This is a genomic window from Bradyrhizobium sp. 25ACV (assembly GCF_054863005.1).
Window position 1 is genome coordinate 144,929 of the sequence record NZ_JAVAYO010000016.1, and the last position, 13,499, is coordinate 158,427.

At 65.2% G+C, this 13,499-nt stretch carries 10 protein-coding genes and 1 pseudogene; 5 read left to right on the top strand and 6 right to left on the bottom strand.

Annotated features, from left to right (window positions below):
* Positions 1 to 554: 554 nt before the first annotated feature.
* From RAD04_RS30615 to RAD04_RS30635, 5 genes and pseudogenes are all read left to right on the top strand, one after another.
* Positions 555 to 1,364, top strand: coding sequence for a DUF3108 domain-containing protein (locus RAD04_RS30615; RefSeq protein WP_461626801.1), 810 nt, complete (start codon positions 555 to 557; stop codon positions 1,362 to 1,364).
* A 775-nt stretch (positions 1,365 to 2,139) separates the two neighbouring features.
* The gene (locus RAD04_RS30620; protein WP_461626777.1) at positions 2,140 to 5,550 is read left to right on the top strand and encodes a helicase-related protein; all 3,411 of its coding nucleotides are present in this window, start codon (positions 2,140 to 2,142) and stop codon (positions 5,548 to 5,550) included.
* A 10-nt stretch (positions 5,551 to 5,560) separates the two neighbouring features.
* Positions 5,561 to 5,830, top strand: a pseudogene (locus RAD04_RS30625) (RNA-binding S4 domain-containing protein); the annotation flags it as partial.
* 132 nt (positions 5,831 to 5,962) lie between these two features.
* Positions 5,963 to 6,301 carry a ferredoxin FdxA gene (gene fdxA / locus RAD04_RS30630; RefSeq protein WP_011082989.1) on the top strand — a complete coding sequence of 113 codons (339 nt, stop codon included), beginning with the start codon at positions 5,963 to 5,965 and terminating at the stop codon, positions 6,299 to 6,301.
* A 344-nt stretch (positions 6,302 to 6,645) separates the two neighbouring features.
* On the top strand, positions 6,646 to 7,458 hold the full coding sequence (locus tag RAD04_RS30635; protein WP_461621537.1) for a CarD family transcriptional regulator: 813 nt from the start codon (positions 6,646 to 6,648) through the stop codon (positions 7,456 to 7,458).
* 282 nt (positions 7,459 to 7,740) lie between these two features.
* Here RAD04_RS30635 and RAD04_RS30640 read toward each other — a convergent pair whose 3' ends face one another.
* The 6 genes from RAD04_RS30640 to cyoB are packed head-to-tail and all read right to left on the bottom strand — an operon-like array spanning position 7,741 to position 13,491.
* On the bottom strand, positions 7,741 to 8,274 hold the full coding sequence (locus RAD04_RS30640) for a response regulator transcription factor (RefSeq protein WP_018316482.1): 534 nt from the start codon (positions 8,272 to 8,274) through the stop codon (positions 7,741 to 7,743).
* Entirely contained in the window at positions 8,264 to 9,667 is a 1,404-nt protein-coding gene (locus tag RAD04_RS30645; protein ID WP_165637481.1) for an ATP-binding protein, read from the bottom strand. Before RAD04_RS30645 ends, RAD04_RS30640 begins: the two co-directional genes overlap by 11 nt.
* The gene (locus tag RAD04_RS30650; RefSeq protein WP_461626778.1) at positions 9,639 to 10,490 is read right to left on the bottom strand and encodes an SURF1 family protein; all 852 of its coding nucleotides are present in this window, start codon (positions 10,488 to 10,490) and stop codon (positions 9,639 to 9,641) included. Before RAD04_RS30650 ends, RAD04_RS30645 begins: the two co-directional genes overlap by 29 nt.
* A complete protein-coding gene (cyoD, locus tag RAD04_RS30655; RefSeq protein ID WP_461626779.1) occupies positions 10,487 to 10,867 on the bottom strand; it encodes a cytochrome o ubiquinol oxidase subunit IV in 381 nt (126 codons plus the stop codon). Before cyoD ends, RAD04_RS30650 begins: the two co-directional genes overlap by 4 nt.
* Positions 10,864 to 11,493: a cytochrome o ubiquinol oxidase subunit III gene (cyoC, locus tag RAD04_RS30660; RefSeq protein ID WP_461621534.1), complete on the bottom strand. Its 630-nt coding sequence runs from the start codon at positions 11,491 to 11,493 to the stop codon at positions 10,864 to 10,866. The genes cyoD and cyoC overlap by 4 nt, the downstream gene beginning before the upstream one ends.
* Entirely contained in the window at positions 11,494 to 13,491 is a 1,998-nt protein-coding gene (cyoB, locus tag RAD04_RS30665; RefSeq protein WP_461626780.1) for a cytochrome o ubiquinol oxidase subunit I, read from the bottom strand.
* Between the last annotated feature and the right edge of the window lie 8 nt (positions 13,492 to 13,499).

The following is a 13,499-nucleotide window of genomic DNA, read 5'->3' on the forward strand; positions in this document are numbered from 1 at the left end:
CAACGATTGCGGCCGCCATTCTGGGCGCCACGGGGGCTAATTCTTTTGTCCTTGCAGGGAGCGGGCGGACGTATAGGGGGGAAGGGGCGGGTAGTCAAGGTTTTGGGCGGTCTTTTGGGGCCGCCCGGGTGGTGCTCTCCCGCCTGCGGGAGAGGGTTGGGGTGAGGGCTCTTTCTTCTGGGGGACACTAGCTAGTGCCCCCCAGAAGAGCCCTCACCCGCGCTTCGCCATAGCCGAGGCTCCGCCTCGGCGTTCTCAAGAGGACGGCCGCCGAAGGCGGCCTGTGCTCTCCCGCAAGCGGGAGAGGTTACCCGCCCGCGGCTACCCCCCGATCACCAAAACGGCAATGTTTGTCGCGCCTTACCATCACATAAAGGGCGTATTCGCGACCGAAAACTCCGGTGGAGTTCCCGGCTCGTGACGCCCGGACACATTGTTTGCCGCGGTTTTTGGCTTAAGTAACAACCGTCGCGCCCCGATTGGATTGTTTCGTGCTCACAACGTCCCCTTTTGCGCCAGAACAGCGCTCAGTCGGCCCGCGCTTTGCCGGCTGGCTGGCGGCGCTTTGCGGCCTGGTGGTGGCCTGGGGCGTGGTGCCGGCGGCGGCGCAGGGCAAGCTCGAGGCGCAGTATGAGGCCTCGCTGGCCGGCATTCCCGTCGGCAAGGGCGCATGGAACATCGACATCCAGGACGATGTGTTCTCGGCGGCGGCCGCGGGCGGCACCTCGGGGCTGCTGAAGTCGTTCACGGGCGGGTCCGGCACCGGCGCCAGCCAAGGGCGCATCGTCAACGGCGCGCTGGTGGCGACCGGCTACCAGGCCTCCACCACCACCTCGAAGAAGACCGAAGAGATCCGCATCACGCTCGACAAGGGCAATGTGAAGGATTTTGCCATTCTGCCGGAGCCGCCGGTCGATCCTGACCGTATCGTCGTCACCGACGCGCACCGCCGCGGCGTCTGGGACCCCATGACGGCCTCGCTGTTGCGCGTGCCCGGCAATGGCGATCCGGTCTCGCCGGACGCCTGCCACAACTCGGCGCCCGTGTTCGATGGCCGCATGCGCTACGATCTGAAGCTCGATTTCAAGCGCATGGAGAATGTGAAGGCGGAGAAGGGCTATCACGGCCCGGTGGTGGTCTGTTCGCTCTATTTCGTGCCTGTCGCGGGCTACATCCCCGACCGCCCCGTGATCAAATACCTCGCCGCCCAGCGCAACATCGAGATCGCCTTTGCCCCCGTCGCCGGCACGCGCGTCCTGGTCCCGTTCTGGCTGAAAGTGCCGACGCCCCTGGGTCCGGCCATGCTGGAAGCCACCAGCTTCATCAGCACGGCCCAGCCGCCAAGGGTGGCGAAGACGCAGTAAGCGCTGCGGTGGTCCCGTTTACCCTCCCCTGGAGGGGGAGGGTCGCTGAGCATGAAGCGAAGCGCAATGCGCAGCGGGGTGGGGTGATCTCTCCGCACCGGCAGTCTTCGTGCGGAGAGATCACCCCACCCCGCTCGCGCTGCGCGCGATCGACCCTCCCCCTCCAGGGGAGGGTAAGGGAGATCCAGCAATTTCAATCACTTACCTACTGTGCATGGGGTTGTTTTCGCGAAAATGAGTTCGGGGGCCTCGATCCGGGAATCCATTTGACTCCTCCCCGATTCTGATTCGACTCCGCGCCGTCCCCAACTTAAGGCTTTGCGCCATCGAAACGTCACTTGTACGGCAGCCGAAAACTCCATCTAGTTGTAGCCAATAAGACTCCCGCGACATGTTGCGTGAACGGAACATGACTCCAGGGGGAGTCAGCGATTCGGCCGCGATTCGTTCTAGAGTCGTTCCGAAGCTTAAGACCAACGGGAAAAGCGTCGCAAAGTGAGACAGTTGCGCGAGGTTTGGGGAGGCGCCGGATTCTCCGCTGCTACATCCCGTCACCCTGAGGTGGCCGCTTCTTCAGCGGCCCTCGAAGGGCGACGGGCCCGGCTGGCGCCGCGGACATTTGCTGGGTTGGCACCCGGGCCGTTCATCCTTCGAGGCTCCCCATGCGGCGCGATGCGCCGCATGGGGAGCGCCTCAGGATGACGGGTTGATCAGCCCCGCCCCCGCCCCAGACAGCACTGACATTCGCCCAAATCGCCACTACCTAATCCCCCAGATGCCCTTTTCCTCCTCCCCCTTCGCCTCCGAGCGCGCGCCGTCCGATCGCGTGCCTGGCGCCGGCGTCACTGCGGTGCTCGGGCCGACCAACACCGGCAAGACCCATCTCGCCATCGAGCGGATGCTGGCGCACCCTTCCGGGATGATCGGGCTGCCGCTGCGCCTGCTCGCGCGCGAGGTCTACAACAAGATCGCTGGCCGGGTCGGAGCCGAGGCGGTCGCGCTCGTCACCGGCGAAGAGAAGATCAAGCCGAGAAACCCGCGCTATTGGGTGTCGACCGTCGAGGCGATGCCGCGCGACCTCGACCTCTCCTTCCTCGCCGTCGACGAGGTCCAGATCGCCAGCGATCTCGAACGCGGCCACGTCTTCACCGACCGCATCCTCAACCGTCGCGGCCGCGACGAGACGCTGCTGTTGGGGGCGGCGACCATGCGCCCGATCATCGAGCGGCTCTTGCCTGGCGTGTCCATGATCACGCGGCCGCGCCTGTCGCAGCTGGAATTCGCCGGCGACCGCAAGATCACGCGCCAGCCGCGCCGCACTGCCATCGTCGCGTTCTCGGCCGATGAGGTCTACGCCATCGCCGAGCTGATCCGCCGCCAGCATGGCGGCGCCGCCGTGGTGCTGGGCTCGCTCTCGCCCCGCACGCGCAATGCGCAGGTGGCGATGTTCCAGAACGGCGATGTCGATTATCTCGTTGCCACCGATGCCGTCGGCATGGGCCTCAATCTCGACGTCGACCACGTCGCGTTCGCCTCCGACCGCAAGTTCGACGGCTACCAATTCCGCCGGCTGACGCCGGCCGAATTCGCGCAGATCGCCGGCCGTGCCGGCCGCGCCACGCGCAACGGCACTTTCGGCACCACCGGCCGCTGCGCGCCGTTCGAGCCCGAGCTCGTCAACGCGCTGCAGAACCACACCTTCGATCCCGTGAAGATGCTGCAATGGCGCAACGCCCGGCTGGATTTCTCCTCGCTCGGCGCGCTCCAGGTGTCCCTGAACCTCGCCCCCGGCCACGAGGCGCTGACGCGCGCCCCCGTCGCCGAGGACATGCGCGTGCTCGACCATGCCGCCCGCGACGTCGAGGTGCGCGATATCGCGCATGGCAAGGCGGCGGTGGAGCGGCTGTGGGAGGCCTGCCAGGTCCCCGATTACCGGAAATTGTCGCCAGCCGCCCATGCCGAGCTGGTGACCACGCTGTACGGCTTCCTGATGCGGAAGGGCTGCATCCCCGACGCCTGGTTCGAGGCCCAGATCACTCAGGCCGACCGCGTCGATGGCGACATCGACACGCTGTCGGCCCGGATCGCGCAGATTCGCACCTGGACCTTCGTCGCCAACCGCCCGGACTGGCTGAAAGACCCCGAACGCTGGCAGGGGATCGCCCGCGAGGTCGAAAATAAATTATCGGATGCGCTCCATGAACGCTTGACTGAGCGTTTCGTTGATCGCCGGACCAGTGTATTGATGCGCCGCCTGCGGGAGAACACGAGCTTGAATACTGAAATCGGCAAGACCGGCGAAGTCATCGTCGAAGGCCATGTCATCGGCCGCCTCGATGGCTTCACCTTTGCACCGGATGCGGCGGAAGCTGGCTCCGATGCGAAAGCCTTGCAGGCTGCAGCGCAAGCAGTGCTCGCCGGCGAGATCAACACGCGCGCCGAAAAGCTCGGCAATGCGCCGGACGATCAGTTCGTGCTGACCTCCGAAGGCATCATCCGCTGGACCGGCGACGCCGTGGCGCGGCTGTCTGCCGCAGAGGACGCGCTGCATCCGCGCATCCGCATCATCTCCGACGAGCGCCTGACCGGCGGCCCCCGCGAGAAGGTGCAGGCCCGGCTCGAGCTCTGGCTCAAGACCCATGTCGAGAAGCTGCTCGGACCGATGTTCGAGCTCTCCAAGGCCGAGGACGTCACCGGCATCGCCCGCGGCATCGCCTATCAGCTCGTCGAGGCGCTCGGCGTGCTCGAGCGGCCCAAGATCGCCAACGAGCTGAAGGATCTCGACCAGCCCTCGCGCGCGGTGTTGCGCAAATACGGCGTCCGTTTCGGCGCCTATCACATCTATTTCCCCGGCCTTTTGAAGCCCGCCGCGCGTGCGCTCGCAGCGCTGCTTTGGGCGCTGAAGCAGGACAATGTCGATCTGTCCTCGCTCTCGGGCGCGCAGCATCTGGCATCTTCCGGCCGCACCTCATTCCCGGTCGACAAGGCCCTGCCGCGCGATGCCTATCGCGTGCTCGGCTACAAGCAGGCCGGCGAGCGCGCCGTGCGCGTCGACATCCTGGAGCGCCTTGCCGATCTGATCCGCCCGGCGCTGGCCTGGCGCGAGAACGCGTCCGGCGAAAAGCCGGCCGGCGCCTTCGACGGCCGTGGCTTCGTGGTGACGCAGGCGATGACCTCGCTCACGGGATCTGCCGGCGAGGATTTTGCCTCGGTGCTGCGCGCGCTCGGCTATCGCATGGAGAAGCGCCCGCCGCTGCCGGCAAAGCCGGCGGTGGTGGAAACGGTCGCGGCCGAGACGCCGCCGGCTGAAGGCAGCGCCGAATCCGCGACAGAGACCTCGACCGAGACCGCGGCGGAGGCCGTTGCCGGCCTGCCGGCGGAGGCTTCCACCGAAGCGGTCGCCGAGCCGGTCACCGTCGAAGATGCGCCCGGCATGGAGCTGCAGGACGAGCCGGCTCAGGAGGCCGAGCCTGCGCTGGAAGCCTCCCCCGAGGCCCCCGTCACGCCCGAAGACGCCCCCGGCATTGCGCCGCCGGCGGAAGAGCCCGCTGCGCCCACCGAGGCTGCCGGCCTCGAAGCCGCTGCGGCCGAGACGGCCGCAACCGAGGCCGCCGCGTCACCCGACGCCGCCGCGCCTGAAGCTGCGGCGACGCCCGCCGAGCCCGAACTGATCGAGGTCTGGCGTCCCGGCGGCCGTCACGAGGACCGCAAGCCGCGCCACGAGCGCCATCGCCACCAGCGTCACCACCATCAGCGTCCGCAGGCCGGCGCTGAAGCTGGTGCAGCGAGCGCCGCGCCCGGCGAAGCAGCCGAGGGCGCGAAGCCGGGCCAGCGTCACGGCGGCCATCGCAGGGATGGTGGCAGAGACTTCCGCAAGCCGCGCGAAGGTGGCGAAGGCGCGCCGCGTCCCGAGGGGCGCGACGACAGGAACCGCCGCTTCGAGGGCAAGGATCGCGACAACAAGGGGCGCGATCGCGACAAGGGCAAGTTCGGCGGAGATCGCGACAAGGGCCGTGACAACCGCGGCCGCGACCGCGACAAGGGCCGCGACCGCCAGGGCGGACCGTCGCTGCGTCCCTACGCCTCGAGCGCAAACCCGCGCGAGCGCGATCGCCCGGCCGATCCGAACTCGCCCTTCGCCAAGCTCGCCGCGCTGAAAGAGCAGCTCTCGGGGCGCAAGGAGTAATCCCACGACCGAGCGGCAGCGCCTCGACAAATGGCTGTGGCACGCGCGGGTGGTGAAGGCGCGCACCTCCGCGGCCGAGCTCGTCGGGTCGGGCCACGTTCGCGTCAATGGTGAGCGCGAAAAGTCGCCTGGGCATGCGATCAAGCTCGGCGACGTCATCACCGTCGCGCTCGATCGCACCGTGCGGGTGTTGAAGGTTACCGGCTTCAGCGAGCGCCGTGGCGATGCTGCCGCGGCGCGGGTGCTCTTTGAGGAGCTAAGCGAAGCGAAACGCAATTAATTGCGTTTCGAATTCAGTTCTTGGTCGATCAAACACACAAAGCCGTCATGATCGGCCCTTCCCGACCTTGCAGCGCAGGGCCATCCGCGCTACGCAAGCCGCGACTTTTAAAAGAGCTTTTCGGAGCGTTGGATGACTTACGTCGTCACTGAAAACTGCATCAAGTGCAAGTACACCGACTGCGTCGAGGTCTGCCCGGTCGACTGCTTCTACGAGGGTGACAACATGCTCGTCATCCACCCGGACGAGTGTATCGATTGCGGCGTGTGCGAGCCGGAATGCCCCGCCGACGCCATCAAGCCGGATACGGAACCGGGCCTGGAAAAGTGGCTTTCGGTCAACGCCGACTACGCTAAGAGCTGGCCGAACATCACCCAGAAGAAAGAATCACCTGCCGACGCCAAGGAATTCGACGGCATGGAAGGCAAGTTCGAGAAATATTTTTCTCCGAACCCCGGCTCCGGCGACTGAATCGGGCTCAAACTTAACCCTAATAGCGGCGCTTCCGCCGAAAACCAGCCCTCAAGACCCCTAAATCATTGATTTTTGCGGGAAATGTGCTATATTGGGCACATTAAGCCGAACCCTGTCAGCCCCGTTGGCCCCGCTGGGTTCCCGTGAAACCAAATGTCGAACAGGGGCGTGGCAGTTTCCGCGCGCAGGCTGTGTCACAGAAAACGCGTAAAAAGAGTACTTCAGCGAGGGCTTCCCATAAGGAGGCCAAAAAAGTCGCCGCGGCCAGCCGTAGCGCATCCAAAGGTCGGACCGCGACGAAGGCGCCGGCTGCAAAGTCCTCGAAGAACAAAAGAAGCGCAATGCCTAACAAGACTGCCAAACCGGCCGCGAAAGCGACCGTTGCCAAGCCTGCTGTCAAGCCCGTTGCCGCCAAGGCTCCCGCTGCCAAGCCCGCCGCGTCGAAGGCTCCCGTTGCTGCTCCTGCCAAGGCTCCCGTCGCTGCCGCCAAGCCCGCTGTGAAGCCGGCGGCCGCTGCGCCGAAGGTCGAGGAAAAGAAGGTCGTGACCCAGCGTCAGGGCTTCAAGGCCAATGAATTCGTCGTCTATCCCGCTCACGGCGTCGGCCAGATCCTGGCCATCGAGGAGCAGGAGATCGCCGGCGCGAAGCTCGAGCTGTTCGTCATCAACTTCATCAAGGACAAGATGACGCTGCGCGTGCCGACCGCCAAGGTCGCCAATGTCGGCATGCGCAAGCTGTCCGAGCCCGCGCTGGTGAAGAAGGCGCTGGAGACGCTCAAGGGCCGCGCCCGCGTCAAGCGCACCATGTGGTCGCGCCGCGCCCAGGAATACGAAGCGAAGATCAATTCGGGCGACATCGTCGCGATCGCGGAAGTCGTGCGCGACCTCTATCGCTCGGAGTCGCAGCCGGAGCAGTCCTACAGCGAACGCCAGCTCTATGAAGCGGCGCTCGATCGCCTCTCCCGCGAGATCGCGGTGGTGCAGCACTCGACCGAGACCGAAGCGGTCAAGGAGATCGAAGCCCAGCTCGCCAAGAGCCCGCGCCGCACCAACGCCAAGGCGGAAGCCGCCGACGGCGAGGGCGATACGGATGCCGAGGGCGATGCCGACGACACCGATGGCGACGACACCACCGTCGCCGACGAGGCCGCGTAAGCAGCTTCGTTCTGCGCAAGCAATCAAAAGCCCGGCCTCGCGCCGGGCTTTTTGTTTGGGGAATGTTTTCCAAGACGATGACGGAAGCTTTGTGCAAGAGCTCTCTGGACAAACTCGGTGTCGTCCCGGCGAACGCCGAGACCCATACCCCCAGGGAGAAGTTTGACGAAGACTAGTCGTTCGGTACGCCTACCGATCGCAACGATAGATTCCGCGGTAGGGGTCCCGGCGTTCGCCGGGACGACGAGAGGAGAGAGTCTTCGTCAAACGACGCGTGGCGGGTCACTTCACCGGCCGCTTCTCGAGCTTCCTTGCCAGCGTGCGCCGGTGCATGCCGAGCCTTCGTGCCGCCTCCGAGATGTTGAAATCGGTCTCGATCAGGGTCTGGTGGATGCGCTCCCATTCCAGCGTCTTGATCGAGGTCGGCCGTGCATCGAGCGCGACCTCGGCGTTGCCTTCGGCCTTGTTGAAGGCGGCTTCGATATCATCCGTGTTCGAGGGCTTTGCGAGATAGTGGCAGGCGCCCAGCTTGATCGCCTCGACGGCGGTCGAGATGCTGGCAAAGCCTGTGAGCACCACGATCAGCATATCGGGGTCATGCGTGTGCAGCAGCTCGACGCAGGCAAGGCCCGAGGCGCCGCCAAGCTTGAGGTCGACGACGGCGTGGCCGAAGGAACGCTCCTCCAGCACGTTCCGCACGTCCTCGATCGAAGCGGCGAGCACGACATCATAGCCGCGGCGCTCGAACGAGCGCTTCAGCGTGCGCGCAAAGCCGGCATCGTCCTCGACGACGATGAGCGAACGGTCAGGCGTCAAAATTCCCTCCGATCGCCAGCGTTGCGAGCGGCAGCGTGAGGCGGACGGTGGCGCCGCGCTTCCTGTGGTTCTCGGCGGTCACGCTGCCTCCGAGCTTGCGCACGACGTTCACCACCAGGAACAGCCCGAGCCCGCCGCCGGCGCGGCCCTTGCTCGAGTGATAGGGCTTTCCAAGCTGCGCCAGCATCTCCGGCGCAAAGCCCGGGCCGCGATCGCTGATCGACAGCACGAGGTTGTCGCCCTCGCGCTCGGCGACGAGCTCGACCCATTCCCGCGAGACCTCGTAGGCGTTGTCGAGCACGTTGAAGATGACCTGCTTCAACGCGATGTCGGAGACGATGGCGACGTCCGCGCCGAACGTATTGACGAAGTAGAGCGTCCGCGCCGAGCGCGCATCGCGCCACTCGTCGACCAGGGCGGTCACGAAGGCCGTCACCGTCGTCGGCGATGAGCCTTCGCCGCGTGCTTCGCCTGCCGAGACCAGGATGCCCGTCACGATCGACTTGCAGCGTTGCAGCGAGGTCTCCATCTCGGCGAGGTCCTCGGCGAGCTCCTGATCGGCGGCAAGATCGGGCATACGGCGCCAATCGCTGAGGATCACCGAGAGCGAGGCGAGCGGCGTGCCGAGCTCATGGGCCGCGCCGGAGGCGAGCAGGCCCATGCGGACGATGTGATCCTGCTCGGCGGCATGCTGACGCAGCGCGGCCAGATTCGCGTCGCGCTCGCGCAAATTCCTGTTGATGCGGGTGACGAACACGACCAGCAGCACCGCGTTGAGCACGAAGCCCAGCAGCATGCCGGCGACCGTGAGCGTGTAGGTCTCGCTCAGCGGGTTGGGCGGCAGATCCAGCGGGCGGTATGCCAGCGTCAGCCAGACAAAACTCGCGCAGGTCAGCGCGACCAGCGACCAGGTCGAGCGGGCATCGAGCAGCACCGCGCCGAGCGTCACCTGGAGCAGGAACAGCGAGGTGAAGGGATTGGTGGCGCCGCCAGAGAGGTAGAGCTGCGCGGTCAGCGCGGCGACGTCCAGCATCAAGGCGACCAGCAGCTCGTTGTTGGTGATCGCGGCGCGATGGCGCACCCAGACCAGGCTGGAGACGTTGAGCAGCACCAGCGCGCCGATCACCGCGCCCATCCGCTCCAGCGGCAGGGGAATGCCGAGCCCAAAATGCACGCCGCCGATCGTGACGATCTGGCCGACCACCGCGGTCCAGCGCAGCTGGATCAGCAGCGCCATGTTCTTGCGGTTGGTCTCGTCGTCGGTCGGTGTCGTGCCGATCAGCTCGCTGCGCGCGTCGGCCTGCGATTGCAGCGTGACGGCCAGCCCGCCATGCGCAAGTGTCTGGGAAAGCGTCTTCCCGTCGTCAGGTCGGCTCGACGATCGTTCCAGCATCTGATCCCGTCCTGCGGGCGACGGCATCGGAGCCGCCAGCCGGTTCATGGACGAAGCGTTTGCGGCGGAACAGCCCGCCGCCGAATGTGACGAAGAGTTTACCCGCCAGCATGAAAGCCAGGGCGAACCACGTCAGCGCGTAGATCAGGTGGTTATTGGGAAAGCTGACCACGGTCAATCCGCCGATCGGCCCGCTGCCGGATTGTGATCCGGCATCGGCATCGACGAAGAACGGTGCGACATCGTGCAGACCACGGGCCGTCGCAATCGCGGCGACATCGCGCGAATACCAGCGGTTGTGCTGGGGCACGTTGTTCCGGAGGAATCCGCCTTTCGGCTCTGTGATGCGGAGTAGCCCGGTGATCTCGACCTGGCCGTCCGGATTGCCGTCCCGGCGCGTCGATGCGTCGCGCCGCTCGGACGGCACGAAGCCGCGGTTGACCAGGACCTGTGTGCCGTCATCGCGCTGGAGCGGTGTCAGCACCCAATAGCCCGGGCCTTCTTCGGTGACCGCCTGGACCAGCGTCTCGCGGTCATGCAGGAAGCGGCCGGTGAGGCTGACATGCCTGTATTCGTCGTTTGCGGCGGAGACGGCGGGCCATGAATCGGGCGAGGGGATCGGCTGGGCCGGGGCATGGACGCGCTGCTCGACGCGGTCGATCAGCGCCAGCTTCCAGGCGCGGCGCTCGATCTGCCAGACGCCGAGTGCGATCAGAAGAACAAAGGCCGTCAGCGAGATGGCCGTGAGCCACAAGGACGGGGACCGCGCAGCCTCGCTGCGCACCCCGCCCGCCTTGCTTGTCACGGTCCCTAACTCGGTCACTTCATTCCGCTCATCTGATGCATCGGCATCATGTTGCTGTTGAGATGGCTCATCACCCACAGCGAACCCGACAGCGCGATCACCACCATGACGATGGTGAAGATCAGCGCCATCATGCTCCAGCCGTTCTCGGACGTCGTGTTCATGTGCAGGAAGTAGATCATGTGCACGACGATCTGCACGACCGCGAAGGCCATGATCACGAGCGCGGTGGTCTGCTTGCTCGGCAGTGCGCCGCTCATCACCAGCCAGAACGGGATCGCGGTCAGCACGACCGAGAGCACGAAACCGAGCATATAGGTCGAGAACGAGCCGTGGGCGTGGCCGCCTTCGTGGTGATGATCGTCCGCGTGCGCGGCATGGGTATCGGTGTTCATCGCAGAACTCCCAGGAGATAGACGAAGGTGAAGACGCCGATCCAGACCACGTCGAGGAAGTGCCAGAACATCGACAGGCACATCAGACGGCGACGGTTGGCTTCGATCAGGCCGAACTTCTGGACCTGCACCATCAGCGTCACCAGCCAGATCAGGCCGCAGGAAACGTGCAGGCCGTGGGTGCCGACCAGGGTGAAGAACGCCGACAGGAAGGCGCTGCGCTGGGGCGTGGCGCCTTCATGGATCATGTGAGCGAACTCGGTGAGCTCGATGCCGATGAAGGCGAGGCCGAACAGGCCGGTGATCGCCAGCCAGACTTGCGTCTGTGCGATCTTGTTCTGCTGCATCGTCAGCATGGCAAAACCATACGTGATCGACGACAGCAGCAGCATCGACGTGTTCACCGCGACCAGGTTCAGGTCGAACAGGTCCTTCGGCGCGGGACCTGCGGCGTAATTGCCGCCGAGCACGCCGAAGGTGGCGAACAGGATCGCGAAGATGAGACAGTCGCTCATCAGATAGATCCAGAAGCCGAGCGAGGTGCTCCAGCCTTCCGGATGCGGATGCTCGTCGGCGAGGTAGAAGACCGGCTCGCCGGTCTGCGAGGGATGGACAGCGACAGTCATTTACTTGGCTCCGGCGAGCAGTTTGGTGCGCGCGTCCTCGGTCCGGATGACGTCTTCAGCCGGAATGTCGAAGTCGCGGTGATAGTTGAAGGTGTGACCGATGCCGACGACCAGCATCGCGGCGAAGCTCGCGGCGGCCAGCCACCAGATGTACCAGATCAAACCAAAACCCATTGCGGTGGCGAGGCCGGCGAGGATGATGCCGGTGCCGGTGCTGCTGGGCATGTGGATTGGCCTGAACCCGGTGAGCGGACGCTGGTAGCCGCGCTTCTTCATGTCCCACCACGCGTCATTGTCGTGAACGACGGGGGTGAAGGCGAAGTTGTAGTCCGGCGGCGGCGAGGAGGTCGCCCATTCCAGCGTGCGCGCGTCCCAGGGATCGCCGGTGACGTCCTTGAGCTGCTCGCGCCTGAGGAAGCTGACCGCGAACTGCATCAGCATGCAGAGGATGCCGAGGAGGACGAGGAAGGCCCCGATCGCGGCGATGACGAACCAGATCTGCAAGGACGGATCGTCGAACACGCGCAGGCGACGGGTCACGCCCATCAGGCCGAGCACGTAGAGCGGCATGAAGGCGAGGTAGAAGCCGGTGACCCAGAACCAGAACGACATCTTGCCCCAGAACGGATCGAGCTTGAAGCCGAACGCTTTCGGGAACCAGTAGGAGATGCCCGCGAAGGCGCCGAACACCACGCCGCCGATGATCACGTTGTGGAAGTGCGCGATCAGGAACAGGCTGTTGTGCAGGACGAAGTCGGCCGGCGGCACCGCCAGCAGCACGCCCGTCATGCCGCCGATCACGAAGGTCAGCATGAAGGCGATCGTCCACATCATCGGCAGCTCGTAGCGGATACGGCCGCGATACATCGTGAATAGCCAGTTGAACATCTTCGCGCCCGTCGGGATCGAGATGATCATCGTGGTGATGCCGAAGAACGAGTTGACGCTGGCGCCCGAGCCCATCGTGAAGAAGTGATGCAGCCAGACCAGGTACGACAGGATGGTGATGACGACCGTGGCGTAGACCATCGAAGTGTAGCCGAACAGCCGCTTGCCGGAGAAGGTCGAGGTCACTTCCGAGAAGATGCCGAACGCCGGGAGAACCAGGATGTAGACTTCGGGATGACCCCAGATCCAGATCAGATTCACGTACATCATCGGGCTGCCGCCGAAGTCGTTCGTGAAGAAGTTGGTGCCGACGTAGCGGTCGAGCGAGAGCAGCGCGAGCACCACTGTCAGAACCGGGAAGGAGGCGACGATCAGGACGTTGGTGCAGAGCGAAGTCCAGGTGAAGACCGGCATCTTCATCATGGTCATGCCGGGACACCGCAGCTTGACGATGGTGCAGATCAGGTTGATGCCTGACAAGGTCGTGCCGACGCCGGCGACCTGCAGCGCCCAGATGTAATAGTCGACGCCGACATCGGGACTATAGCCGATGTTCGACAGCGGCGGATAAGCCAGCCAGCCGGTGCGGGCGAATTCGCCGATGAACAGCGAAGCCATCACCAGCACTGCGCCGCCGACCGTCATCCAGAAGCTGAAATTGTTCAGGAAAGGGAACGACACGTCGCGCGCGCCGATCTGGAGCGGCACGACGTAGTTCATCAGGCCCGTGACCAGCGGCATCGCCACGAAGAAGATCATGATCACGCCGTGGGCGGTGAAGACCTGGTCGTAGTGATGGGCGTTGAGATAGCCTTCGGAGCCGCCAAAGGCCAGCATCTGCTGGCCGCGCATCATCAGCGCGTCGGCAAAGCCGCGCAGCAGCATCACGATGCCGAGGATCATGTACATGATGCCGATGCGCTTGTGGTCCACGGTGGTGAACCATTCGCGCCACAGATAGCCCCAGAGGCGGAAATAGGTGAGGCCGCCGAGCAGCGCGGCGCCGCCGAGCGCGACCACCGCGAAGGTGCCGACGACGATCGGCTCGTGCAGCGGCAGCGATTCGAAGCCGAGCCGGCCGAAGATGAGCTTGAGAAGATCAGGAGACATGCGGGGAT